The 24635-nt window shown below is 74.7% G+C and carries 19 protein-coding genes and 1 riboswitch; of the genes, 6 read left to right on the forward strand and 13 right to left on the reverse strand.

The genetic code is table 11. From position 1 onward, the window contains the following. Window positions 1-89: 89 nt before the first annotated feature. On the reverse strand, window positions 90-1736 hold the full coding sequence (aceB, locus tag EDD39_RS28600; protein WP_123561604.1) for a malate synthase A: 1647 nt from the start codon (window positions 1734-1736) through the stop codon (window positions 90-92). A 79-nt stretch (window positions 1737-1815) separates the two neighbouring features. On the opposite strand from aceB, the gene EDD39_RS28605 reads away from it, so the two are divergent. Beyond that, a complete protein-coding gene (locus EDD39_RS28605; RefSeq protein WP_123561606.1) occupies window positions 1816-2634 on the forward strand; it encodes an IclR family transcriptional regulator in 819 nt (272 codons plus the stop codon). A gap of 25 nt (window positions 2635-2659) precedes the next feature. Here EDD39_RS28605 and EDD39_RS28610 read toward each other — a convergent pair whose 3' ends face one another. Further along, entirely contained in the window at window positions 2660-3946 is a 1287-nt protein-coding gene (locus tag EDD39_RS28610) for an SUKH-4 family immunity protein (protein WP_148089550.1), read from the reverse strand. A 101-nt stretch (window positions 3947-4047) separates the two neighbouring features. On the opposite strand from EDD39_RS28610, the gene EDD39_RS28615 reads away from it, so the two are divergent. Then, a complete protein-coding gene (locus tag EDD39_RS28615) occupies window positions 4048-4497 on the forward strand; it encodes a hypothetical protein (protein WP_123561611.1) in 450 nt (149 codons plus the stop codon). 7 nt (window positions 4498-4504) lie between these two features. Here EDD39_RS28615 and EDD39_RS28620 read toward each other — a convergent pair whose 3' ends face one another. Both EDD39_RS28620 and EDD39_RS28625 read right to left on the reverse strand, forming a co-directional pair. Then, entirely contained in the window at window positions 4505-5683 is a 1179-nt protein-coding gene (locus tag EDD39_RS28620; RefSeq protein WP_244257337.1) for a glycoside hydrolase family 16 protein, read from the reverse strand. A gap of 13 nt (window positions 5684-5696) precedes the next feature. Next, a riboswitch (cyclic di-AMP (ydaO/yuaA leader) is annotated at window positions 5697-5825 on the reverse strand. A gap of 385 nt (window positions 5826-6210) precedes the next feature. Then, entirely contained in the window at window positions 6211-7464 is a 1254-nt protein-coding gene (locus tag EDD39_RS28625) for an esterase/lipase family protein (protein WP_123561615.1), read from the reverse strand. A 202-nt stretch (window positions 7465-7666) separates the two neighbouring features. Here EDD39_RS28625 and EDD39_RS28630 point away from each other — a divergent pair, with 202 nt between their 5' ends. Both EDD39_RS28630 and EDD39_RS28635 read left to right on the forward strand, forming a co-directional pair. Beyond that, window positions 7667-8062, forward strand: coding sequence for a guanyl-specific ribonuclease (locus tag EDD39_RS28630; RefSeq protein WP_208765676.1), 396 nt, complete (start codon window positions 7667-7669; stop codon window positions 8060-8062). Window positions 8063-8153: 91 nt separating this feature from the next. Then, complete coding sequence (locus tag EDD39_RS28635) at window positions 8154-8480, forward strand: MoaF-related domain-containing protein (protein ID WP_030460502.1); 327 nt, start codon at window positions 8154-8156, stop codon at window positions 8478-8480. A gap of 51 nt (window positions 8481-8531) precedes the next feature. On the opposite strand, the gene EDD39_RS28640 is transcribed toward EDD39_RS28635, so the two are convergent. Both EDD39_RS28640 and EDD39_RS28645 read right to left on the reverse strand, forming a co-directional pair. Next, window positions 8532-9710, reverse strand: coding sequence for an alpha/beta hydrolase (locus EDD39_RS28640; protein WP_123561619.1), 1179 nt, complete (start codon window positions 9708-9710; stop codon window positions 8532-8534). 181 nt (window positions 9711-9891) lie between these two features. Further along, window positions 9892-10656, reverse strand: coding sequence for an SDR family NAD(P)-dependent oxidoreductase (locus tag EDD39_RS28645; RefSeq protein WP_123561621.1), 765 nt, complete (start codon window positions 10654-10656; stop codon window positions 9892-9894). Window positions 10657-10827: 171 nt separating this feature from the next. Between EDD39_RS28645 and EDD39_RS28650 the strand changes: the two genes are divergently transcribed. After that, on the forward strand, window positions 10828-11469 hold the full coding sequence (locus EDD39_RS28650; RefSeq protein WP_123561623.1) for a TetR/AcrR family transcriptional regulator: 642 nt from the start codon (window positions 10828-10830) through the stop codon (window positions 11467-11469). 23 nt (window positions 11470-11492) lie between these two features. Here the strand turns inward: EDD39_RS28650 and EDD39_RS28655 are convergent, their stop codons facing one another. The 7 genes from EDD39_RS28655 to EDD39_RS28685 all read right to left on the reverse strand — a co-directional run bounded on the left by EDD39_RS28655 (window position 11493) and on the right by EDD39_RS28685 (window position 23823). Continuing rightward, window positions 11493-12356 (reverse strand): universal stress protein, encoded by an 864-nt coding sequence (locus EDD39_RS28655; protein WP_123561625.1) that lies wholly within the window; start codon window positions 12354-12356, stop codon window positions 11493-11495. Between the two features lie 148 nt (window positions 12357-12504). Then, window positions 12505-14157 carry a bifunctional aspartate transaminase/aspartate 4-decarboxylase gene (locus EDD39_RS28660; RefSeq protein WP_123561627.1) on the reverse strand — a complete coding sequence of 551 codons (1653 nt, stop codon included), beginning with the start codon at window positions 14155-14157 and terminating at the stop codon, window positions 12505-12507. Between the two features lie 24 nt (window positions 14158-14181). Then, window positions 14182-15879, reverse strand: coding sequence for an aspartate-alanine antiporter (gene aspT, locus EDD39_RS28665; RefSeq protein ID WP_123561629.1), 1698 nt, complete (start codon window positions 15877-15879; stop codon window positions 14182-14184). A 6-nt stretch (window positions 15880-15885) separates the two neighbouring features. Then, complete coding sequence (gene aspT / locus EDD39_RS28670) at window positions 15886-17568, reverse strand: aspartate-alanine antiporter (RefSeq protein WP_123561631.1); 1683 nt, start codon at window positions 17566-17568, stop codon at window positions 15886-15888. A gap of 54 nt (window positions 17569-17622) precedes the next feature. Next, window positions 17623-17973, reverse strand: a complete 351-nt coding sequence (locus EDD39_RS28675) for a DUF488 domain-containing protein (protein ID WP_123561633.1) — start codon at window positions 17971-17973, stop codon at window positions 17623-17625. 88 nt (window positions 17974-18061) lie between these two features. Further along, complete coding sequence (locus EDD39_RS28680) at window positions 18062-20221, reverse strand: MMPL family transporter (protein WP_123561635.1); 2160 nt, start codon at window positions 20219-20221, stop codon at window positions 18062-18064. A 191-nt stretch (window positions 20222-20412) separates the two neighbouring features. Continuing rightward, window positions 20413-23823, reverse strand: coding sequence for an ATP-binding protein (locus EDD39_RS28685; RefSeq protein WP_123561637.1), 3411 nt, complete (start codon window positions 23821-23823; stop codon window positions 20413-20415). Window positions 23824-24217: 394 nt separating this feature from the next. Here EDD39_RS28685 and EDD39_RS28690 point away from each other — a divergent pair, with 394 nt between their 5' ends. Next, window positions 24218-24424 (forward strand): hypothetical protein, encoded by a 207-nt coding sequence (locus EDD39_RS28690; RefSeq protein WP_123561639.1) that lies wholly within the window; start codon window positions 24218-24220, stop codon window positions 24422-24424. Window positions 24425-24635 lie beyond the last annotated feature (211 nt).

Below are 24635 nucleotides of genomic sequence, written 5' to 3' on the forward strand. Positions count from 1 at the left end.
GTTGGGCCGCCCCGTACCGCGGCCGGTGTGAGGGTGCCGGCGGTACGGGGCGGGGCGTGCGGGGCGTGGGCCCGGTCGACGGGGGCGGGTCAGTCGATGAGGGCGAGCGCCGGGAGGGTGAGGAAGTCGGGGAAGTCCTCGGCGAGGGCGACCTGTTCGAACAGCGCGGCGGCTTCGGTCCAGCGGCCGGCGGCGTACCCCTGTTCGCCCGACTCGCCCTGCAGGGCGGCGAGTTCTTCGGCGACCAGGCGGCGGACCAGTTCGGCGGTGGTCTTCTCGCCGGTGTCGGCGAGGACCACGCCGTTGTGGATCCACTGCCAGATCTGGGAGCGGGAGATCTCGGCGGTGGCGGCGTCCTCCATCATGTGGAAGATGCCGACGGCGCCGAGGCCGCGCAGCCAGGCCTCGATGTAGCGGATGCCGACCTGGACGGCGTTGTGCAGTCCGGTGTGCGTGCAGCTGCCGCCGGCCGCGGCGACGTCGAGGAGCTGGGCGGGGGTGACCGGTTCGGGCGCGCCGGGGTTGTCCTTCTGGTGCGGGCGCTCGCCGAGCACGGCGTCGAAGCAGGCGCGGGCGACGGGCACCAGGTCGGGGTGGGCGACCCAGGAGCCGTCGAAGCCGCCGTTCGCCTCGCGCTCCTTGTCGGCCCGGACCTTGACCAGGGCGGCGGCGTTGACCTCGGGGTCCTTGCGGGAGGGGATGAACGCGGCCATGCCGCCGATGGCGTGGGCGCCGCGCTTGTGGCAGGTCCGCACGAGCAGGCGGGTGTAGGCGGCCATGAACGGGGAGGCCATGGTGACGGTGTTGCGGTCGGGCAGCACGTAGCGCTCGCCGGCGTCCCGGAAGTTCTTCACGATGGAGAACAGGTAGTCCCACCGGCCGGCGTTCAACCCGGCGGCGTGCTCGCGCAGTTCGTAGAGGATCTCGTCCATCTCGAAGGCGGCGGTGATGGTCTCGATCAGCACGGTGGCGCGGATCGTGCCGTGCGGGATGCCGAGGGCGGCCTGGGCGTGGGTGAAGACCTCGTTCCAGAGCCGGGCCTCCAGGTGGCTCTCGGTCTTGGGGAGGTAGAAGTAGGGGCCGGAGTTGGGGTCCTGCTCGCCCTTGGCGAGCAGCCGGGCGGCGTTGTGGAAGAAGTACAGGCCGAAGTCGACGAAGGCGCCGGCCACCGGGTCGCCGTCGACGGTGAGGTGGCGCTCCTCGATGTGCCAGCCGCGCGGGCGGACCACGACGGTGGCGAGTTCGGCGGCGGGCTTGAGCGCGTACGCCTTGCCCTGGGGGCTGGTGAAGTCGATCCGGCCCTCGAAGGCGTCGATCAGGTTGACCTGGCCGGAGACGACGTTCTCCCAGGTGGGGGCGGTGGCGTCCTCGAAGTCGGCGAGCCAGACCTTCGCGCCGGAGTTGAGCGCGTTGATGACCATCTTGCGGTCGGTGGGGCCGGTGATCTCGACCCGGCGGTCGGTGAGGGCGCGCGGGGCGGGGGCGACCTGCCAGTCGCCGGAGCGGACGTCGGCGGTGTGCGGCAGGAAGTCCAGCGTTCCGGTGCGGGCGATCTCGGCGCGGCGCTCGCGGCGGGCGGCCAGCAGTTCGCGGCGGCGGCCCTCGAACGCCCGGTGCAGGTCGGCGACGAACTGCAGTGCTCCCGCGGTCAGCACCTCCTCGGCGCGCGGCACCGGCGGACCGGAGACCGTGACACCGGGGACGGAGGGGGACGAACCCTGATCTGCGGCGGCCATGGGCAGGACTCTCCTTGGGCTGTTCCGTTCTGTACAGTGGAGACTAGTTTCCGCGATACAGAATTTCAACGGTTTGTTGATGAATCGCGTGGACTCTACTCCTCCCCGGACATTGAAGGGAACGCCCGTGGCCAGCACCTCCACCGAACGCACCACCGGCTCGGTGCAGTCCGTCGAGCGCGCCTTCCAGCTCCTGGAGGCGCTCGCCGACTCCGGCGGCGTCGCCACCCTCAGCGAGCTGTCCGCCAGCTCCGGCCTGCCGATGCCGACCATCCACCGCCTGGTCCGCACCCTGGTCGCCCAGGGCTACGTCCGGCAGGACACCGCCCGCCGCTACACCCTCGGCCCGCGCCTGATCCGCCTCGGCGAGACCGCCGGCCGCCTCCTCGGCTCCTGGGCCCGCCCCTACCTGGCCGAACTCATGGAGGCCACCGGCGAGACCGCCAACCTGGCCGTCCTGGAGGGCGGCGAGGTGGTCTACGTCGGGCAGGTCCAGTCCCGCCGCTCCATGCGCATGTTCACCGAGGTCGGCCGCCGCGTCCAGCCCCACTGCACCGGCGTCGGCAAGGCGCTGCTCGCCCAGCTCCCCGAGGACGAGGCCCGCGCCCTGCTCGGCCCCGGCCCGCTCCAGGCGCACACCCCGCACACCGTCACCACCCCCGCCGCGCTGCTCACCCAGCTCGCCACCGCCCGCGAGCTCGGCTACGTGGTCGACGACCAGGAGCAGGAGATCGGCGTCCGCTGCATCGCCGTCGCCGTCCCCGGCGCCCCCACCCCGACCGCCCTCTCGGTCTCCGGCCCCGAGGCCCGCATCCAGGCCCTGGAGGCCCAGTCCGGCGCCGCCGGCCTGGTGCCGCTCATGCAGGCGATCGCCGCCCGCCTCGGCGAGGTCCTCTGACGGTGCGTCAACTCCCTTTTCCCGCCTAGCTGTTGTGCAGGTGACCCATCAGCCGGTGCCAGAACCCGTCCGGGTCGGCGGCCGCCTCCGGGTCCACCCGCCGCAGCAGCGCCGTGAAGCGCCGCTCGACGCCCGCCGGGTCGAGGTGGTCGCGGTAGCGGAGGCCGGTCTCGTAGAAGGGGCGCTCCGCCTCCAGGGCGTGCAGCGCCAGGACGAACGCGTCGATCCGGGTCGCGGCCAGCTGCGGGGGCCCGCCGTCCGGGACGTTGTGGACCCGGCCGGTGACGGTGTCCAGGTGGAAGTCGTCCGCGCCGAACCGGCCGAGCGCCAGCCGGTCGGCCCCACCGGACGCCGCCGGGTCCGCGCCCCCGATCCGCACCTCGCCCCACCGCAGCTCCGGCTGCAGGGCCAGGAACGCGGCGTCGTCCGGCAGCCCGACCTCCCGCAGGAACACCCGGCTCGGCCGGTGCGCGACCGCGGCCGCCGAGCGCCCGTCCAGGGTGACCATCCCGTCCGCGCCGAACACCGCCCGCGCCGCGCCCCGGTCGAGCAGGAAGCCGTGCACGAGCGCGTCGTCGGGCCCGGGCGGCGCCGCGAAGTCGACGGCCGCCAGGCAGGTCCGGAAGCGCTCGGCCGCCAGCCGAAGCCGGTCCTCGTGCCGGTCCAGCGCCACCGCGCAGCGCTCCACCTCCGCCGGGTCGAAGCGGTGCTCCGGGCCGAGGTCCTCGCCCCGGTCGAGCGCGGCGAGCAGTTCCGCGGAGCGCGGCCGCTCGGGCCCGCGCGACGCCTCGGCGACGATCGCCGCCAACTGGTCGGCCGCGACCTCGCTCACCTGGTCCAGCGCGTAGTGCTCCAACTGCCGCTGCAGGTAGGCGATCTGCTTCTCCGCCGCGGCGGCCCGGTCCGCCACCGGCCGGCCCTCGTCCGCCGCCAGCGCCGCCAGTTCCTCGACCACCTCGTTCTGCATGCCGGCGATCACGTCGGCCGCCACGTGCAGCCGCCGCGCGCACGTCCGCGCCCCGGCCACCATCCGGGCCATCCGCCCCCGGGCCGCGTCCCGGTACTCGGCCAGCAGCGCCTCGTACACCGGCCCCCGGTAGTGCTCCCCCAGCCCGGTCAGCACCCGCAGCCCCTCCCGCAGGTTCTCCTCCAGCGCGTCGGCGAACTCCCCCACGTACCGCCCGAAGCGCCGTACCGCCCCGTCGTTCGACGGCTCCCACCCCACCCCGGCGCCGTCGAGGAACGCCCTTGCCGCACCCGGCAGTTCGGCCGTCCACACCGCTGCCCCGCCCGCATCCCCCGCAGTTCCCATGCGCCCCACGCTACCCGCCGCCCGGCGTGGTCCGACGGGGCGGTCCGGGTGCCGCGGCTACGCTGGGTGCACGACTGACCGCGCTCCGCCGGAGGCCCCCCGTGCACCGTCTCCCCGCCCTGCTGGCCGCGCCCCTGCTCGCCCTGGGGGCGCTGGGCGCGGCCGCCGCCCCCTCGGACTCGGACCTGCGGGTGGTGCGGCTGGATCCGGACCCGGTGGCGCCGGGCGGGGTGACGACGGTGCACGCCTTCGTCGCCAACGGCGGTCCGCAGACGACGGGTTCGCCGTTCACGGTGGTGGTGGAGCTGCCGCCGGGCTTCGCCCCGGAGGGGCCGTACTTCCCGTCCTCGTGCACGGCCGCCGGGCGGACCGTCAGCTGCGTGTTCCCGGCGGGCCTGCCGCCGCTGCGGTCGGCGACGGCGCTGGTGCCGGTGCGGGCGGACGCGCAGCTGCCCCACGGCCTGCGGACCGTGGGGCAGCTGCGGGTGGTGAGCGCGGACGACCGCGTCCCGGCGAACGACCGGACGGCGTTCGCGCTCACCGTCTCGTGAGGGACCGTCAGCGGTAGACCCGCAGGTAGTCGGCGCTGAACGAGACCGGCGCGCTGCCGCTCGCCGCCGGGTGGTACTGGCCGGCGCTGAGCGACAGGTTGAGGATCGGGTAGGCCGACCAGTTCGCGCCGACGCCGGTGCCGTCGGAGAACACCTTCGCCCCGTTGACGTACCAGTCGACCGAGTCGGCGCCGTAGTAGGTGCCGACGGTGACCCAGCGGTCGGGGGCGATCGCGTTGGCGTCGGTGTGGTACTTCAGGCCGGAGCGGATCCGGTTGGAGAGTTCGAGCAGGTTCGGGTTGTCCGGGTGGTACTCGAAGCTGTCGATCTCGTTGTTGCCGTCCTTCCAGGTCCACAGCGCGGGCCAGGCGCCGGTGCCGGCGGGCAGCTTCACCCGGGCCTCGATGTAGTCGCCGGTGCGGACCTGGAAGCCGTCCTTGCTGTACTCGGTGGTGAGCAGGCCGGTGTCCCAGGCCTGCTTGCCGTTCTCCAGGGTGTGCGCGGAGGGGGTGGCGGTGAAGGTGGCGACGCCGCCGGAGACGGTGACGGCGGACGGGGCCAGCCAGTCCAGCTTGTTGTCGTCGGGGTTGTGGCTGCCGTAGCGGTAGGCGCTGCTGCGGTCGCCGGTCCACTTGCTGCCCCAGGCGATCGGCCCGGAGAACTCCTCCGACCAGGTCAGCGACTTGCCGGGGACGGGCGCCTGGCCCGGGGCCGGGTCCGGCGCCGTCGGCGTGGTGGGCGTGGTCGGGGCCGTCGGCGCGGTCGGCGCGGTGGTGGCGCCGGCGACGGTGAGGGTGCGCGAGGGCAGGTTGTGCCAGCCGCCCGCGGTGTCCTGCCAGAACCCGAACTGGGTGTAGGTGCCGGCCGGCAGGGTGCGCGCGCCGGTGGTGACGGTGACGCCGCCGGAGCAGATCCGGACGTTGCTCGCGCTGCCGGGGAAGTCGAGGTTGGCGCCGGCCGCGTCGCGGATGCCGACGCCGACGGTCTTCGCGGTGAAGCAGCGGTTCGCGTGCAGGGTCAGCGAGGCGGTGCTCGCGCTGCCGGCGGTCATCCCGGCCGGGGCGAGCCGGTCCTGGACGACGGTGGTGGCGGTGGCGGCGCCGGCGGGTCCGGCGGCCAGCGGCACGCCGACCAGCGCGGCGGCGCCGGCCAGCACGCCGAGGCGGGCGGGGGTGGCAAGGGGCATGGGTCGCATGGGACGGGTTCCTCCGCGACGCCTGCGAGGTGAGCTGTCGGGTTCGGGCGCCGAGGCCGCCCGGCCGCGCGCAGGCGCGGCTTCACCCCGAGGCCCTGTCCGGTCGATCTTGTCGGATCGGCGCGCGACGTCGGGCGCCCGGCTGGGAGTGCCGGCCCGACGCCCTCGTACTGGATGTACTCGGGTGTTGGGCCGGTGCTTCCAGCCGAAGGGGGCACCTCCCAGCCCCCCTTGGGGCTGGGGGAGATCCGGCGTCGCGCGCCCGGCAAGATCGGCCGGACAGGGCCGAACCGCACCCGGGCCCGCCGGGCAGGGGCGGGGGAAGGCGCGGCGTACTGCCGTGGGTCCCCCGCTCCCGCCCGTGGTCTGTTGCTGTGGGACGACGCCGTCGGTCGGGCGGGATTCGGCGTCCCGTCGGCGGGTGCGTCCGGTCCTGGACGCACCCGCAGGCTAGGCAGATTGTCGCTTTGTCTCCAAGGGTCCGGGGCCCGCTGAGAGCACTCTCACATCGCGGTCCGTCATCCCAGCCAGGCGCTGACCTGGGCGGTCGCGGCGGGGGCCCAGGCGAGTTCCAGGTGGTTGAGGCCGCCGAGCAGCGCGGTGCCGCCGACCGTCGGGACGCCGGTGGTGTCCAGCGCGCTGGCGGTGAGCACCAGGCCGTCGCTGGGGCCGCGGGTCTCGTTCAGGATGCCGGGGATGTCCGCCGAGCCGCCCGCCAGCAGGTAGCCGGGCACGGCGGCCGGCACGCCGGCCCGCTGGAGCGGTGCGATCAGCGAGCCGGCGTCGATGGCGGCCTGGATGCCCTGCCCGGAGGTGTAGTAGCCCTGGCCGCCGTAGTACGTGGTCCACCAGTCCTGCATGGCGGTGTCGAGGCCGTAGCGGCCGTCCCAGCGGGCGAGCAGTTGGCGCTGGCCGGGGAAGCAGTCGTAGCCGCCGGTGGGCAGGACGCCCAGGCAGGGCTGGGCGGTGTAGGTGCCGTAGCAGGTCATGTACAGGTGCGGGGAGGGCGCGTTGGCGGTGCCGCCGCAGGCGGGCCAGGTGGCGAGGGAGAACGCCCAGCCGTGGGCGTAGCTGTAGTCGAGGCCGCCGTTGGGGCCGCCGAGGGTGACCAGCCGGCGGACGTCGCCCGCGTAGGCCCGGCCCCAGGACGGCTTGACCGAGGAGACGTAGGCGCGGGCCGCGACCTCGCCCTTGCTCCAGGCGACCAGGTCGACCTGGGCGGCGCCGGTGCGGGCCCGGACCAGGGCGAGCGCGTCGCCGACCGCCTGAGCCTGCTGCAGGTTGTCGCCCTGCTTGTGCGCGAAGCCGATGGCGAACACCCGGTGCCCGGCGGCGGCGAGCGCCTGCGCCATGCCGGTGGCGGGGCAGTTCGGCGCGCCGCAGCCGCCGCTCTCGCCGGGGTTCGCCCAGGCCCGGTCGGCGTTGTCGTTGGCGCCGTGCACCAGCAGCACCGGCGTGCCGGGGGCGGTGTCCCAGCCCTGGGCGCTGTACAGCAGGAAGCGCCCGGAGTAGGGGCGGGCGGCGCCGAAGTAGGTGACCCGGGCGCCGTCCTGGTCGCCGCGCCCGTCGGCGGGGTACTGCTCCTGCCGGAAGCCGGTGGTGGTGTCGAGGTAGCGCTCGACCTGGGCCCAGCCGTTGCCGGGGGCGGGGAACGCGGCCTCCCGGGTCAGGTAGCCGGGCGCGGCGGTGGCGGCGTGCGCGGGTGCGGGGCCGAGCGCGAGCAGCGCCGCGGCCAGCAGTGCGGCGGACAGGGACCTGAGCGGGTGGCGCACCGGGCCTCCTCGGACGGGGGTGACGGGGGGTCAGGTCACGGTAGGGGCGGTGGCGTCCGGGCCCCATGTGTCAGGACCACACCCCGCGGACGCCGCTGGTGGCGGTCCGGCACGCGGCGGCGGGGTGGTGCGGCGGTGGCCCGGGGATGAAGTGTTCGCGCCAAGGGTTCCGCCGGACCCGACGGGGCGTCACACTGCTGGCATGCGAATGACTCTACGCGCGTTGAAGATCCGTGCCGTCTCGGTCGCCGCCCTCGGCCTGCTGACCCTCGCCCCGACCGCCGTGGCCGCCGGCCAGGCGCACGCCGCCGTCAGCGGGAACATCTGCTACACGGCGCTGCCCAGCCAGGGCCGCGACACCATCCGCCTGATCGACGCGGGCGGGCCGTTCCCGTACTCGCAGGACGGCGTGGTGTTCCAGAACCGCGAGGGCGTCCTGCCCGCGCAGTCCACCGGCTACTACCACGAGTACACCGTGATCACCCCGGGCAGCCCGACCCGCGGCACCCGGCGGATCATCACCGGCAAGCTCCACCACGAGGACTACTACACGGCCGACCACTACGTGTCGTTCCGCCGCGTCGACTTCGGCTGCTGACCGGAGCCCCGGTCCGATAGGTTGGGCGGGTGCGGCCGGCCCGGTCGCGCCCGCCCGCCGATCCGACCCGCCCGAAGGACCGAGGACCTCCATGAACGCCCCCCTGCCGGGCTTCGCCGGCCGCACCTACCTCTTCGAGGTCGACAACGGCGCCTCCTTCCGCAACTCCTACTCCGCGGACGGCACCCGGCTGCGCTGGGAGGGCCTCGGCGAGTCGGCCGGCCAGTACGAGGACGTCCCGCTGCACGTCGCGGCCGTCGCCCCCGGCGTCTGGTTCGTCTCCTGGACGGAGCGCAGCGGCATCACCGTCAGCCACGTCATGGACCTCACCGCCCTGACCGTGAAGGTCTTCTGGACCTGGGAGGGCGAGACCGGCCGGGTCGGCGAGCTGCACACCGGCACCCTCACCCCGGCCTGACCCTCACCCGGCCCCGGCCCTCCCCCGGGCCCGACCCTCCCCCCCCGGCGCTCAGGCTTTCAGCCGCTGCGACAGGAACCGGAACCCGGCCGGCAGCAGCTTGATCCAGGTCGTGTAGTTGTGCCCGCCCTCGGGGACGGAGGCCACCGCGGTGGCCAGCGGCGGCTTCGCGGCGGCGGTGAACGCGTCGGCCTCGGCGCGGAAGTCGCCGTCGCCCTTCTCGGCGCCGCTGAGCATGACCCCGGTGGCGGGCATCGGCAGGTTGCGCAGCCGCCACAGCAGGTCGGCCTCGTCGCGGCGCTGCCCGCTGCCCTTGAACAGGTCGCCGGTGGTGACGTCCTCGGCGGCCTTCAGGTAGCCGGAGATGGAGACGCCGCCCGCGAACACCTCGGGGTGGCGCATGGCGAGCTTGGCGGCGCAGTAGCCGCCGGTGGAGTTGCCCATCACGCCCCAGCCGCCGGGGCCGTCGGAGGTCCGGTAGGTGGCGCCGATCGCGCGCGGGACGTCCGCGGCGAAGTAGGTCTCGGCCTGCGTCCCGCCGGGGACGTCCTCGCACTCGGGGTCGGCGGGCATCGCGGGCGAGGGGCGCATCAGCACCAGGACGGTGGGCTGCATCCGGCCCGCCCGGATCTCGTCGAGGGCGACGCCCGGGTAGTTGAAGCGGGTGATCAGGGCCTTGGCGTCGCCGGGGAAGCCGGTCATGGCGATGACCGCGGGGAACTTGCGCCGCTCGTTGCCGGGCTGGAAGTACTGCGGCGGCAGGTAGACGTACCCGTCGGTGCTCAGGCCGGTGCGGGCGCCGGGGATCCGCACCGCGCGGATCGCGCCGACCCGCTCCGGGTCGCGCGGGCCGCCGGTGTTGACCGGTTCGCTGCCGGTCTCCTGGGCGGGCAGCACCGGGAGGTCCGGCGGGTCCGGCTGCCGGGAGGGCGCGGCGGACGGGGCCGGGGCGGCCTGGGCGGCGGGTGCGGCGGCCCGCACGGCGACCGGGGCGTCCGGTCCGGTGCCCAGCAGGTCGTTCCAACTGCTGTAGAACGAGAAGTAGTTGTTGGCCAGCAGGCCGATCACGGCGAGCAGCGCGAGCTGGCTGCCGAGCAGCATGCCGATCCGTCCGAGCACCGCCCGCCAGTGCCGCCGGGCGAGGGCGGGCCACCACCAGACGGTCGCCCCCAGCGCCGCCACCGCGACCTCGATCGTGAACAGCAGCAGTGTCGTGCTGGTCAGCCCCATGCCCCGTGCTCCCCGTGCCTTCCGCTCGCGGTGTTCCCCGCGCGGCGCGGCCGGGCCGGTGGGCGGGGTGGCGCGCGCGGGGGTGCGGCAAGCAGTATGCCCGCCGCCGGGGTGACGCCCGCACCCGCTCCCGCGGTTCCCCCGCTCCGGGCCGGGCGGTCCGGGGCGGGGGCGGGGGGCGTCAGGCGTGGGTGCCGCCGTCGATCCGGACCTCGGTGCCGGTGACGAACGCGCCGTCGTCGGAGGCCAGCATGGCGATCACGCCGGCCACCGTCTCGGGGCCCGCGAAGCCCTGGCCGATCGCGGGCTGCAGCTTGGCGAACCACGCCATGTCGGCGTCCGCGGGCAGGCCCGGGTCGGCGGTCATGCCGGAGGCGATCGAGCCGGGCGCGACGCTGACGGCGCGCAGGCCCTGCTTGGCGTACTCGGCGGCGATGGCGTGCGTGAAGGACTGGATGCCGCCCTTGGACGCGGCGTACGCGGCCATGTAGGGGTGGGCGAAGGAGGCGGAGGTGGAGGAGAAGTTGACCACCACGCCGCGGCCGGTGGCCAGCAGCGCGGGCAGCGCCTCCCGGGTGACCAGGAAGGTGCCGGTGAGGTTGACGGCCAGCATCCGGTTCCAGAACTCCAGCGTGGTCTGCCCGGTGTGCGCGGAGCGCAGGATGCCCGCCGCGTTGACCAGTGCGTCCAGGCCGCCGAGGGCGGCGACGGCGCCGCCGATGCCGTCCCGGACGGACGCCTCGTCGGAGATGTCGACCACCGCGGTGGTCAGCCGGTCGGCGGTGCCGTCGGCCTCGGCCTGCTGCCGGGTGGCGGCGAGGCCGGCCTCGGCCACGTCGGCGGCGACCACGGTGCCGCCCTCGGCGAGGATCCGGTGGACGGTGGCCCGGCCGATGCCGGAGCCGGCGCCGGTGATCAGGACGCGGCGGCCTTCGAAACGCTTCATGACGGGGGTCTCCCTGCGGTGCGGGTGGATCGGGAGGTCGGCTCGGCCTCTCGCCCTGCACGGTACGCCTTGATGGCACGTTGTGCCACATCCGCATTCTGTGACGTTCCCGGGCTAGGCTGGACCCGCCCGCACCACCGGCCGACCGCACCCACCGGGGGACCCGCAGAGATGTCCGCGCCCGACCGACCGCAGCCCGACCGTCCGCAGCCCTCCCTCACCGAGCGCCGCAAGGCCGCCACCCAGCAGGAGATCGCCCTCGCCGCCGCCCGCCTGTTCGCCGAGCACGGCGCCGAGGGCACCACCGCCGAGGACGTCGCCCGCACCTGCGGCATCTCGCTGCGCACCTTCTACCGCTACTTCCGCACCAAGGAGGACGCGGTCGCCCCGCTGCTCGCCGAGGGCTCCCGCCAGTGGATCGCGCTGCTCGCCGGCACCGCCCCCGGCACCCCGCCGCTCACCGCCCTGCTGGACTCCGCCCGCGCCTCCCTCACCCCCGCCCCCGGCCGGGCCGCCGAGGCGCTGGACTGGACCCGCGGCCTGCTGCGCGCCATGCCCGCCGACCCGGCGCTGCGCGACGTCTGGCACCGCATCCACCACGACGCCGAGACCGCGCTGCGCCCCGTCCTGGCCCGGCTGGCCGGCCTCGACCCGGAGGGCCTGGACGCCCGCCTGCTGGCCGCCGCCGCGAACACCGCGATGCGGCTGGCCGTCGAGACCTGGGCCGCCGGGGACGCGCCCCCCGCCGGGGCCGCCGCGCTCGCCGACACCGCCTTCCGCCGCCTCGCCGGACCGCTCCTGCCGCCCGCCTGACGGGCCGCGGCCGCCGGGCGCCCTCAGACCGGGACGACGGCCACCGGGCAGTGCGCGTGGTGCAGGACGGCGTGCACGGGCGTGCCCAGTCGCAGGCCGAAGCGCGGCGCGGGCTCGTGCCGGGAGAGCACCACCAGGGCGGCGGTCCGGGACTCCTCCACCACCGTCGCGGCGGCGGAGCCGGTCAGCTGGTGGCTCTCCACCTCGACGTCCGGGTACTCCGCGCGCACCGGGTCGCAGGTGCGGCGCAGCAGCTGCTCGTGCAGCCGGGACTCCTCCCCCAGCTCGTCGACCATCGGCGCCATCCGCCCGACGTCGGCCACCACCGGCGACCAGGTGTGCACGGCCCGCACCGGCAGGCCCCGGCGGGCGGCGGTCTCGCAGCCGAAGCGCAGCGCGGCGGCGTCCCGCTCGTCGTGCAGGGCGACCAGCACCGGCCCGTCGGGGTGGTCGGTGCCGCGGACCACGACGACCGGGCAGGTGGCGTGCGCGGTGACCCGCAGGCTGACCGAGCCCAGCAGCAGCGAGGCGAACCCGCCGTGGCCGCGGGTGCCGAGCACCGCGAGCGAGGCGTGTTCGGCGGCGGTCAGCACCGCCTCGGCGGCCTCCCGCGGCACCACGTCCCCGGTGATCCGCAGCCCGGGGTGGGCGGCCTCCAGGGCGGCCTGCACCGCCTCCAGCAGTTCTGCGGCCTCCCGCAGGATCAGGTCGGTGACGGTGGCCCCGGTGCGCGGCGAGAGCGTCACCGTCCCGGTGTTGACGGCGTGCACCAGGTGCAGTCCCGTCCCCCGCCACTCGGCCTCCCGGGCGGCCCACTCGGCGGCCTCCGCCCCGGGCACCGACCCGTCGACCCCCGCCACCACCCCGTTCGCTGCCCTGATCTCCATGGCGCACTCCTCCGGGCCGGGTCGCCCCGGCCGCTCCCTTCCAGCATGCGCCGCCCGCCCCGGCCCGGACAAACAGGGACGGCCGGGCCCCGGCGGCGGGGGCCGCCCGGGCCCGGCCGGGACGGGCGCGGGCGTGCCTGGCGGGTCGTCAGTTGCCGGTGGTGGCCTGCCATTCGGCGCGGTAGTCGTCGAAGATGGTCTTCAGGTGGTGGCCGATCTTGAGGTAGTCGAGGTCGTCGAGGTTGGCGAGGGAGACCCGGACCGACCACTCGGGGCCGTCGAAGCCGCCGCCGTTGAGCAGGACGACGCCGGTCTGCTCGGCGAGCCGGAAGAGCGGTTCGGTGGGTTCGTAGTTCTTCTGCAGGTGGGCGGCGAACTCGGGGCCGGAGGTGCGTTCGGCCTCGGCGAGCAGGTCGAGTTCGACGTAGTAGCCGGCCCGCTTCGGGTCCTCGGAGATCTTCATGCCGGAGCCCTCCAGCAGCAGGTCCAGGCGCTGCTTGACGACGGCCTGCACCTTGGCCTTGTACGCCTTGCCCTCGGGGAGCATCGCGAAGAGCGAGAAGAGGGTGAGCTGGGCCTGCTGCGGGAGGGAGAGCCCGGCGGTGTGGTTGAGGGCGACCTGGCGGGAGTCGGCGACCAGGCGGTCGATGAAGCGGATGCTGCCGGGGTCGAGGCTGAGGCTGCCGTAGCGCTTGGCCAGGCGGTCCTTCTCGGCCTGCGGGAGGGCGGCGATGGCGTCGTCGATGACGTTGTCGCGCTGCAGGCCGATGACGCCGAGGCGGTGGCCGGTGGCGCCGTAGTGCTTGGAGTAGGAGTAGACGAGCAGGGTGTTGCGGGGCAGGTCGGCGGCGATGCTGCGGAAGTGGTCGACGAAGGTGCCGTAGACGTCGTCGGTGACGATGATCAGGCCCGGGTTGTCGGTGGCGACGATGGACCTGATCTGGTCGGCGACCCGCTGGGAGAGCGCGAGCGAGGGCGGGTTGCTGGGGTTGACCAGGCAGACCAGTTTGACGGCGGGGTCGGCGAGCTTGGCGACCTCCTCGGCGGGGTAGCGCCACTCGCGCACGCCGGCCTCGGCGAAGGAGGACGCCTGGACCGGGACCACGTCGAACTCGTAGGTGTCGAGTTCGGGGATCTCGATGTAGGGGGTGAAGACCGGCACCATCAGGGCGATCTTGTCGCCCTTGTGCAGGATGCCGTTCTTCATCAGGGAGTCGAAGACGTAGCACATGGCGGCGGTGCCGCCCTCGGTGGCGAACAGGTCGAGCTGCCCCTCGGGGGGCCGGCGGTCCATCAGCTCGTCCTGGAGGTAGCCGGTGACGATCTGCTCGGCGCAGGTCAGCATCCGGTCGGGGACGGGGTAGTTGTCGCCGATCGCGGCGTCCGCGAGTTCGTGCAGGAAGTCGTCGCGGTCGAGGTCGAAGCGGTCGACGGCGAGGCTGGTGCAGGCGGTGAGCAGTTCGATGCCGGGCAGTTCGGGGTGCGAGCGGGCGAAGTGGTCGTAGCGGGCGGCGATGCCCCGCCGTTCGGGCATGCCGCCGAGGTTGTCGGCGGTCCAGACCCGGCGGGACTCGGCGAGCGCGAAGTGGCCGAGCGCGAGCATCGCCTCGCGGGGGCCGGTGCAGACCCAGTTGGGGTTGCCGCGGCCCGCGTTGAGCATGTGGACGGTGGTCTTGTCCTTCTGCCCGGGCCGGTCGGCCTGGTAGTGCTGGGCGAGTTCGATGAACTCGCCCTTGAGCTCGAACGGGCTGAGCCGGGAGAGGCGCTGGATCTCCTCGCGGCTGATCGACGGCTTGCTCATGGTGCGGGTCCTTCCGGGAGGGGGCTAGCCGAGCAGGGCGACGATGACGGCGCCCCAGATGGTCAGCAGGACGTTCCCCGCGGCGTACGGGATGGTGTAGCCGAGCGTGGGGATCTGGCTGCGGGAGGCTTCGTTGACGGCGCCGATCGCGGCGGTGGTGGTCTGCGCGCCGGCCACCACGCCCATCAGGATCGGCGGGCGCATCCGGAACACGAAGTGGCCGACCAGCAGGCCGACCACCAGCGGGACGACGGTGGCGACGGCGCCCCACAGCAGCAGGCCCCAACCCGCCTGGGAGAGGCCGCTGGTGAAGCTCGGCCCGGCGTTGATGCCGACGATGGCGACGAACGCGCACAGGCCGAAGGTGTCCATGAACCACTGGGCGCCGGGCGGCACGTTGCCGAAGGTCGGGTACTTGCCGCGGATCCAGCCGAACACCAGGCCCATGATCAGCGCGCCGCCGGAGGTGGAGAGGCTGATCGGCACGCCGCCGAGGGTGAGCGCGGGGATGCCGATGCAGCCGCCGAGGAAGATGCCCAGGCCCACCCAGGTCATGTCGGTGGCGAAGCTGGTCGGCACCGGCTTGCCGATCGCCTTCCCGGCCGGTCCGACCAGCCGCTCGGGGCCGGACAGCAGCAGGGTGTCGCCGCGTTCGACCTGGGTGGTGAGCAGATAGGGGAACTCGGCGCCGGAGCGGTAGACCTTGTCGACGAACACCCCGACCATGAACGGCTCGCGCCGCAACTGCGCGATGGTCTTCCCGAGTTGGGCCTTCTCGGCGGCGACGACGTGCAGGTGCTCGGTGCGGTAGCCGAGCAGTTCGACGTCGTCGGTCTCCGGGCCGATGGCGGTGGCCGGGTCGAGTTCGACCAGGTCGTGGCGGAGCGCGCTGACGGCGAGCACGTCGCCGCGTTCGACGACGGTCTGCTGGTCGTGGTCGAGGATCCTGCCGTCCCGGCGGATCCGGGTGAGGTAGACCCGGCGTCCGGCGGCCTGCTGGCGCTGTTCGAACTGCTCGACGGTGGAGCCGATCGGGCCGTTGACGGCGGTGTAGGCGCGCAGCACGACCTCGTAGTAGCCCTCGGAGAGGTCGGGGTCGTCGGCGGGGGCGTCGAGTTCGGCGGCGAGTTCGCGGGAGTCGGCGGCGAGGTCGCTGTGCAGGAAGCGGGGGGCGATGTTGGCCAGCAGGATCGCGCACAGGACGGTGCCGAGCGGGTAGGTGACGGCGTAGCCGATCGGGACGAGGTTCTGCTGGGCGGTGATCTGGTCCGCGCTGAGGCCGGGCAGGCCGCCGATGGCGTCCTGGGCGACGCCGATCACGGCGGACTGGGTGAGCGCGCCGCCGAGCAGTCCGGCGCCCAGGCCCGGGCCGTAGCCGAGCATCTCGGCGAAGCCCCAGCAGATCGCCAGGCCGCTGAGGCAGACCGCGAGGGTGACGGCGACCTGCGGCAGGCCGTCCTTCCTGAGGCCGCGGAAGAACTGCGGGCCGACCTTGTAGCCGAGGGCGAACAGGAACATGATGAAGAACACCGACTTGACGGTGCCGTTGACCTCGACGTCGGTGAGCCAGCCGGTGAACAGCCCGGCGACCAGGCAGCCGGTGACGGCGCCCAGGCCGATGGCCTTCCAGTGCAGCCGGCCGACCAGGAAGCCGATCGCGACGGTCAGGAAGATCAGCAGTTCGGGGTAGGGCTTGAAGACGTGGTCGGTGATCCAGTCCACGGGTCCTCACCCCCCGCCCAGGCCGACCAGGCCGACCAGCAGCGGTCCGGTCAGCGGCAGCAGGAAGTTGGAGATGGTGTAGGTGATGGTGTAGCCGAGCATCGGGACGCTGCTCTGGGCGACGTTGCCGACGGCGGTGATGGCGGGGGTGGAGCACTGCTGTCCGGCGATCGCGCCGACCAGGATCGGCGGTTCGATCTTGAGGAAGCGGCGTCCGATGAACAGGCCGAGGAAGGCCGGGATGACCACCATCAGGATGCCGGAGACCGGCAGCAGCACGGGGTACTGCTTGAGCAGCGGCCCGGCGTCGGGGCCGGCGGCCATGCCGGTGACGGCGATGAACATGGCCAGGCCGAGGTCCTTCATGGTCTGCGCGGCGGCGGGCGGGTAGGCGCCGAAGGTGGGGCGCAGCGAGCGCAGCCAGCCGAAGACCAGGCCGGAGATCAGGCAGCCGCCGCCGGTGCCGAGGGTCAGGTTGACCTCGCCGAAGTGGAGGTTGACCTTGCCGAGCAGGACGCCGAGGCAGATGCCGAGCGAGATGTAGATGTAGTCGGCGGTGTCGGAGCGGACGGTGGCGCCGACCTTGCCGGCGAACTTCTCGACCCGGGAGCGGGCGCCGACCACGGTGAGGGTGTCGCCGCGGTGCACCTCGGTCTCGCCGACGGCGGGCAGGTGGTGGTCGACGCGCTGGATGTCGGTGAGGAAGACGCCGCCGGTGACGTCGTGGTCCCGGTCGCGGACGGCGTTGAGGGTGTGTCCGGCGACCTCCTTGTTGGTGACCACGATCTGGCGGACCGCCATCGGGCTGTCCAGGCCGGGGACGCCGCTGGTCTCGGGGCCGAGTTCGTGCCCGGCGTCCAGCACGGCGGCGCGGCGGCCGACCACCAGCACCTGGTCGCCGCGGCGCAGCACCGGGTCGTCGTCGACGCCGAGCTTCTTGCCGCCGCGCTGGACGGCCTCGACGGTGACCAACTGGCCGGAGCGTTCCTGGACCTGGCTGACCCGGGTGCCCTCGCCCTGCGAGACCAGGTAGGTGCGGCCGACCAGGGCGGGCAGCGAGGGGGCTTCGCCGGCCTCGAGTTCGCCGTCGCCGCCGCGCATCTTCTCCCAGACCTGCCGGGAGGCTTCGGGCAGCTTGATCCGCATCAGCATCGGGAACAGCTGGCTGGTCAGCAGGACGATGCTGATCAGGCCGAACAGGTAGCAGACCGAGTAGGCGGTGGCGACGTGCGCCTGCAGCTGGGTGGTCTGGTCGGCGGTGATGCCGGGGAGTTTGGCGATCGCGTCCTGGGCGGTGCCGACGGCGGCGGACTCGGTGGCGGCGCCGGCCAGGATGCCGGCGGCGGTGCCGACGTCCAGGTCGAAGCCCTTGGCGATGCCGAGCGCCATCAGGACGACGACGACCGCCTCCATGACGGACAGCACGCCGAAGCGCAGGCCCTTGGCGTTCATGTTGGCGAAGAACTGCGGGCCGGCGATGTAGCCGAGCGAGAAGATGAACAGGGCGAACGCCACGTTCTTGACGTCGGCGTTCACCGAGACGTGCTGGGCGCCGACCAGCATCGAGACGATCAGGACGCCGCAGATGCCGCCCAGTTGGATCGGTCCGACGCGCAGCTTCCCGACCAGGTAGCCCAGGCCCAGGCAGAAGAAGAGGGCGAGAACGGCGTTCTCACGCAGGAGGCTCATGGGCGTATTAGACCGGTTTCTCACTGTTCGCCCGGAGCTAACACGCCGTCATGATCACCCGGCTCGATCCAGACGCTCCAGCAGCACCTCCACGTGGCTGTGCTCCGGCTCCTTGACCGCGGTCAGCAGCACCAGGTCGTCCTGCGCCGCCAGTTCCCGCAGTTCGGCGAGTTCCTGCTGCACCCCGGGGGCGTCCAGTTCGGCCCGGTAGCGGCGGGCGAACTCCCGGTACTCCCCCTCGGGGCCGTGGAACCAGCGGCGCAGTTCGGTGGAGGGCGCCACCTCCTTGGCCCACCGGTCCAGGTGCGCGTCCTCCTTGCGCAGCCCGCGCGGCCACAGCCGGTCCACCAGCACCCGCACGCCGCCGTCCGGCGCCTCGTACACCCGCTCCACCCGTACGCTCATGCGCCCCACCGTAAGCACCGCGGGCCCGGGCGGGCGGGAGCGGCGCGAACGGCGGGGCGCGGGGGCGCACCGGGCCGGGCCGGGCGGGTCAGGCGGGGACCGGTTGCGGGACGGGGGCGGGGGCCTCGCCGGGTTCGACCCGCAGTTCGGGGAGCAGGCGGTCCAGCCAGCCGGGCAGCCACCAGTTGCGGTGGCCGAGCAGGGTCATGGTGGCGGGCACCAGGACCATCCGGACCACGGTGGCGTCCACCAGGACGGCCGCGGCCATGCCCACGCCGATCATCTTGACGGTGATGTCGGGGTCGATGGCGAAGCCGGTGAAGACCGCCACCATGATCGCGGCGGCGCTGCTGATCACCCGCCCGGTGGAGGACAGCCCGCGCACCACGCTGCCGCGCGCGTCGCCGGTGGCCAGCCAGTCCTCGCGGACCCGGGAGAGCAGGAACACCTCGTAGTCCATCGACAGGCCGAACAGGACGGTGAACATCAGGATCGGCACCCAGCTGGAGACCGGCACCGCGTGCGGCAGCCCCAGCAACCCGGCGCTCGCGTCGTGCTGGAAGACCGCCGTCATCACGCCGTACGCGGCGGCCACCGACAGCAGGTTCATCGCGGCGGCCTTGACCGCGATCACCGGCGCCCGGAACAGCACGGTCAGCAGGATCAGCGAGAGCGCCACCACGAACGGGACCACCACCCACAGCCGCTGCGAGAGCCGGTCGGAGATGTCGGAGAACGCGGCGACCGTGCCGGTGGCCTCGACCCCCGTCGGGAGTCCGCCGCCGCCGCGCAGCCGCTGCAGCAGCTTCGCGGTCGCCCGGTCCTGCGGGCCGGTGGTCGGCTGCACGCTGATCACGGCCGCGTCCCGGGCCGCGTTGAACCGGGCCGGCTGGACCGCGGCGACCCCCGGGTCGGCCGCCATCCGCCCCTCCAGCGCGGGCAGTTCGGACTCCGGCAGCTTCCGCAGGTCGACGGCCAGCAGCAGCGGCCCGTTCGCGCCCGGGCCGTACGCCCCGGCGATCAGGTCGTACGCCTTGCGGGTGGTGTTGCCGGACGCCTGGCTGCCCGCGTCCTGCGGCCAGGTGCGCATGCCGAGCATCGGCGCGGCCAGGCCGAGCAGCACCGCCAGCGAGAGGACGGCCGCGGCCACCGGGCGGCGGCCCACCAGGCGGGCCCAGCGCTCGGTCCGGGTCGGGCCGGGCCGGGCGCCCGCGCCCCCGGCAGCGGCGGGCGCGGCGGGGGCGGCGGGGGCCCGGCGTTCGGCGCGGCGCAGCAGGCGCGGCCCGGCGAGCGCCGCCAGCGCGGGCACCAGGGTGAGCGCGGCCGCCATCACGGCGCCGACGGTGGCGAAGGTCGCGTAGCCGAACGAGGCGTACACCGACAGGCCCGCCAGCTTCAGGCCGAACAGCGAGACCAGCACGGTGGCCCCCGCCACCACCACCGAGGAGCCGGCCGTGGCGTTCGCCTCGGCCGCCGCCGCCCGGGCGTCCAGGCCCCGGCGCAGGCCCTCCACGTGCCGGGAGACCAGCAGCAGCGCGTAGTCGATGCCGACGCCCAGCCCCACCATCGACGCCACGGTCGGCGCGATCCCGCTGATGTCGGTGACGGCCGACAGCAGGGTGATCAGCCCGGTGCCCGCACCGAGGCCGGCCAGCGCGACCAGCAGCGGCAGGCCCGCCGCGATCACCGTGCCGAGCGCGAGCACCAGGATCACCAGCGCGGCGACCATGCCGATCGCCTCGGCGGTGCCGTTGGGCGCGCTGAAGTTCTCCGGCAGTTCCCCGCCGAACTCCACCTGGTACCCGGCGTCGGTGGTGGACCGGGCCGCCGCCCGCAGCGCGTCCAGGCCCGCCGAGCCCTTGAAGTCGGTGACCTTGACGTCGTAACCGACCGTCAGCAGCGCGGTGTCACCGGCCCGCGAGGGTATCGGCCCGGTCACCGACAGCGCGTGCGGCAGCCCCGCCAACTGCTCCCGCAGCCCCGCCAGCGCCCCGGCCGGCAGCGCCCGGCCGCCCCGGTCGTGCACCACCACCCGGGCGCTGGTGCCGGAGCTGTCCGGGAACCGCGCGTTCAACAGGTCCATGCCCGCGGTCGAACGCGTCCCGGGCACCCGGTAGTTGTCCCGCGGTTCCCCGCCGAACGCCTGCGCCAAGCCGAAGATCGCGCCGATCAGCAGCACCCAGGCCGCGACGGTGCGCCAGGGCCGGGCCGCCGCGGCCCCGCCGAGGCGGCCGAGGAGTGTGGACATTGCGGAAGCCTTCCGTTCTACGGTCGATGCGGTGTCGAACCCCAGTGTGGAAGGCCGCTCTTGGAGCCCACTTGGCGGCCCGGTTCCAAGTCCCGTACCGGGTGCGGGTACCGGGTGCGGGTACCGGGGGTGGAGCGGCTCCGGATCTCCGGGCCGGTCCCGGGGTCGTTCCCGAGGCCGGTCCGGGCGGGTCAGTCCTGCGGGGAGGCCAGGGATGCCAGCCCCGCCAGGGCCTCGGCCGCCCAGCCGGGGGCCTCCCAGCGGTGGGCGATCTCGTGGGCCTGCCGGAAGTGGGCGGCGGCCTCGGCGGGGCGGCCCAGGTGGCGGGCGAGGTCGCCCAGGGTGAGGGCGATCGGTCGGGCGGCGATCGAGGTGGAGGCGGCGCCCGCGACCAGGTGGGCCAACGGGCGGAGCTGGTCGAGGAGTTCGGCGGCCTCCTCGCGTTCGTCCAGGGCGATGACCAGGTCGGCGCGCAGCTGCAGGAAGAGCGAGCGGAAGTAGTCGGCCTGGATCTCGCGGCGTTCGCCCCGGGCCCGGCGGGCCTCGTCCGGGCCGTGGCCGGCGGCGAGCAGGGCGAGGGCGGTGACGTCGGCGATCAGGTGGCCGTACTGGGCGCGGTGCTCCTCGATCAGCGGGAGGATCTCGGCCAGCCGGCCCTGCCGGTGGGCGATCACCACCCGGATCAGCGCGCCCAGGCCGCCGGCGTGCAGCGAGGCGCGGGCGTGCAGCCCGGCCAGGCCCCGGTCGTAGAGGGCGGTGGCCGCGTCGATCCGGTCGGCGACGAGTTCCAGCATGCCGCGCTGGAACAGGGCGACGTCGGCGAGTTCGGCCAGCCCGTAGCGGTGCGCGATCTCCTCGCCCGCGACGAGGTGGCGGCGCAGCGCGGGCAGGTCGGCGCGGGCGGCGGCCGCGGTGGCGGCGAGGTGTTCGGCCTGCCAGCGGTAGGCGGGCAGGTCGTGTTCGGCGGCCAGCGCGGCGAGTTCGGCGGCGGTGCGGCCCCGTTCGGCGGAGGCCAGTTCGTAGTCGCAGGCCCGGGCCCGGGCGGTGAGGGCGAGGCAGAGCAGGCGCGGGTCGCCCTCGGCGCGGGCGATCGCCACGGCTTCGGCTCCGGCGTCGGCGAGTTGGGCCGAGTCGACGCAGTCGAGTTCCTGGGTGAGGGCGTCGAGGAGGCGGCAGCGGGTGACGGGCGGCAGGTCGGTGCGGCGCAGCAGCCGGGTGAGCTGGTCGACGGCTTCCCGGTCGAAGACGCCGTAGGGGTGGGTGACCCAGGGGGTGGGTTCGGTCCAGGCGGTCCAGGCGGCGATCAGGAGTTCCTCGCGGCCGCTCTCCCGGGCGGTCCGCAGCGCCCGGTCCTTGGTGGCGATGGCGGCGGTGACCTGGCCGGCCCGGACCTGGGCCCGCAGCAGGGCGCCGAGCAACTCGATCCGGCGGGCGGTGCGGTCCTCGCCGGGCTGTTCGGCGGCCCGTTCGAGGTTGTCGACGGCCTGCCGGAGCAGGCTGACGGCGCTGGGGTGGGCGTAGCGGCGTTCGGCGGCCTCGGCGGCGCGGACGCAGTGGTCGACCGCGAGGGCGGCGGTGGCGGTGGTCGCGGCCTGGGTGAAGTGGTGGGCCAGCGCGGTGAGTTCGCCGGGGCGCAGGTCGTGCAGGGCGTGGCCGATCCGGCCGTGCAGGCGGGCCCGGCGCAGGCCGCCGAGGTCGGCGTACAGGGTGTCGCGGACCAGCACGTGCGCGAACCGGACGGTGCCGGGCCGGGGTTCGAGCAGCAGGCCGCCCGCGACGGCGGCCTCGACGGCCTCGGTGGCGGTCTCCTCGTCCTGTTCGCCGGCTCGCAGCAGCAGGTCGACGTCGCTCTCCCGGCCGGCCACGGCGGCCAGCCGCAGCAGGTCGACGGCGGGGGCGGGCAGCCGCTCGAACCGGCGGCGCAGCACGTCCCGGACGCCCTGCGGGACCTGCCGCAGCGCGGTCGACTCGTCCTCCAGCGCGAGGAGTTGGGCGCTCTCGGCGAGGTAGAACGGGTTGCCGCCGGTGCGTTCGGCCAGCGCCCGGACGGTCTCGGGGCGGACCGGGGCCGCGCACACCGCCTCGATCAGCCGGCCGGCGTCCGGCTCGGCGAGCCCGCCGAGCGGCACCCGGACCGGCGAGCGGCGGGCCAACGTGGCCAGCACGTCGGCGAGTTCGCCCTCGCCCGGGCGCAGCGCGGCCACCAGCAGCAGGCCGCCGCCCGCACCGAAGGACGCCCGGTCGGCGGCCAACTCGCCCAGCAGTTCCCGGGTTTCCGGGTCGGCGGCGTGCAGGTCGTCCAGCAGGACGGCGAGCGGCGCCGCCCCGGCGGCGGCGTGCAGCCGGGCGACCACCGCCCGGTGCAGCCGGAACCGGCCCGACAGCGGGTCCTGGCGGTGCGCCGGCTCCTCCGCGGCGGCGAGCAGCGGGGCCAGCAACGGGTCGGTGGCGGTGGCCGGTTCGTGCCGGGCCAGCTCGCGCAGCACCTCGGTCCACGCCCAGGCCGCGGGGGCGCCCGCGCTCTCCGGACAGCGCCCCGTCAGCACCCGCCAGCCGTCCGCCACCAGCTGCTCGCGCAACCGCCCCAGCAGCGTGGACTTCCCGGCCCCGGCCTCTCCGCTGACCAGCGCGAACGCCGCCGCACCGCGGGCCCGCGCCGCCGCACCCCGCAGGGCGGCCAGCTCCTCCTCCCGCCCGACGAACACCTGCGGGCGGCCGTCGGTGCCGGGCTCGGCGCGGCCGGGGCGCTCCGGCCGCGAGGCCGGGCCGGAACCGTCCACCGGACCGGAAGCGTCCACCGGGCTCGCCCCGCCCGCGCCGGTACGGGCCACCGCCCCGCCCACCGAACCGGCCTGACGGGGCGTCAGCTCCTCGGTGCGCTGGTGCAGGATCGCGGACTCGACGGCGGTGAGCAGCGGCCCCGGGTCGAGGCCGAGTTCGGTGGCGAAGTAGCCGCGGGCGCGGCGGATCGCGGCGAGTGCGTCGGCCTGGCGGCCGCCGTGCCAGAGGGCGAGGGCGAGCAGCCGCCAGGCCTGTTCGCGCAGGGGGTGGTCCTCGACCAGGGCGGCGGCGTCCTGCGCGGCGGGGCCGGGGCGGCCGGCGGCGAGGTCGGCCTCGACGGCTGATTCCCTTGCGGTGGTGCGGAGTTCTTCGAGGCGGGCGGCTTCGGGGGCGGCCCAGGGGCGGTCGGCGAACTCGTGGTAGGCCGGTCCCTGCCAGAGGGCGAGCGCCTGCCGGAGGGGTTCGGCCCCGCCGGTCCGGGCGGCCGCGGCGAGCAGGTCCTCGAAGTCCCGGGCGTCGGTGCGGATGCCGCGCAACGCGTAGCCGCCGGCCTCGCTGACCAGCAGCCGGGCCTCCTGGCGGGGGCCGCGGCCGGGTTCCAGCAGGCGGCGCAGGTTGGAGACGTACGCCTGGAGGGAGGCGGCGGCCTTGGCGGGCGGGCGGCCGTCCCACAGGTCGTCGATCAGCCGGCCGGCGGGGACGGCGGTGCCGCGGGCGACCAGCAGGTGGGCGAGCACGCCGCGCTGGCGCGGGCCTCCCAACCGGGCGGCGGCCCCCGCCACTTGCGCCGTCAGTGTCCCGAGCACAGTGATCCGCACCATCGTGGGGCCGAGCCTATGCGATGGCCGGGCGCCACCGTCGCCCACCTGCGCTCCGAGCGGGTTCCAAGCCGCGCCGGGCGGTGTCCTGGCGGCGTCCCACCGCTGCCGTGGACGGCGCCCCCGGCGGCGGTGGACGGCACCCCCGGCGGCGGCCGGAGCCGTCCCCGTCCGGCCGTTGTGACGGGAGTGGCGTGTGGGACGAGTGGACGACTTGTGCCAGGGCAGCATCCGTCCATCACAACGGACTTCCGCGCCCCGCCCGGGCACGCCAGAGTAGAGGTGTCGGCAGGGGAGAAAGAGCGAAGAAAGCGAATGCCGGCAGCACGGGACCACACACCGGGAAAACCCGGAAAGTGCCGCAGCAGAATCTATTTCCTGAGGGAGAGACAATTCCGTGAACGCCACCCGTACGGCCCGAACCGCGCTCGCCGGACTGCTCGTCGCCGGCCTCTCGACCCTGGTCGGGCTGGCCGTCCCGGTCCTCTCCTCCCCGCCCGGCAGCACCACCCGGGCCGACGGCCCGGAGGTGTCCGCCACTTCCGCCCCGTCGCCCACCGCCACGCCGTCCGCGCACAGCGACGACGTGACCTGGGGCCAGTGACCCACCGATTACGCCAAGGAGCCCGCCATGCACGCCACTTCGAACTTCCTCGCCGATTCGCCGGAGTCCGCGGAGCGCACCGACCGCGTCCTCGGTGACACCCGCCGCAACCTGAACCAGGGCTGGGTCGTCGCCTGAGAAGGCGCCGGGGGAATCCCCCCGCCGGGCGGCCGGTGAACGGCCGCCGCGCGGAGACCGGAATCGCAATCCA

This window comes from Kitasatospora cineracea (assembly GCF_003751605.1).
Lineage (GTDB): Bacteria > Actinomycetota > Actinomycetes > Streptomycetales > Streptomycetaceae > Kitasatospora > Kitasatospora cineracea.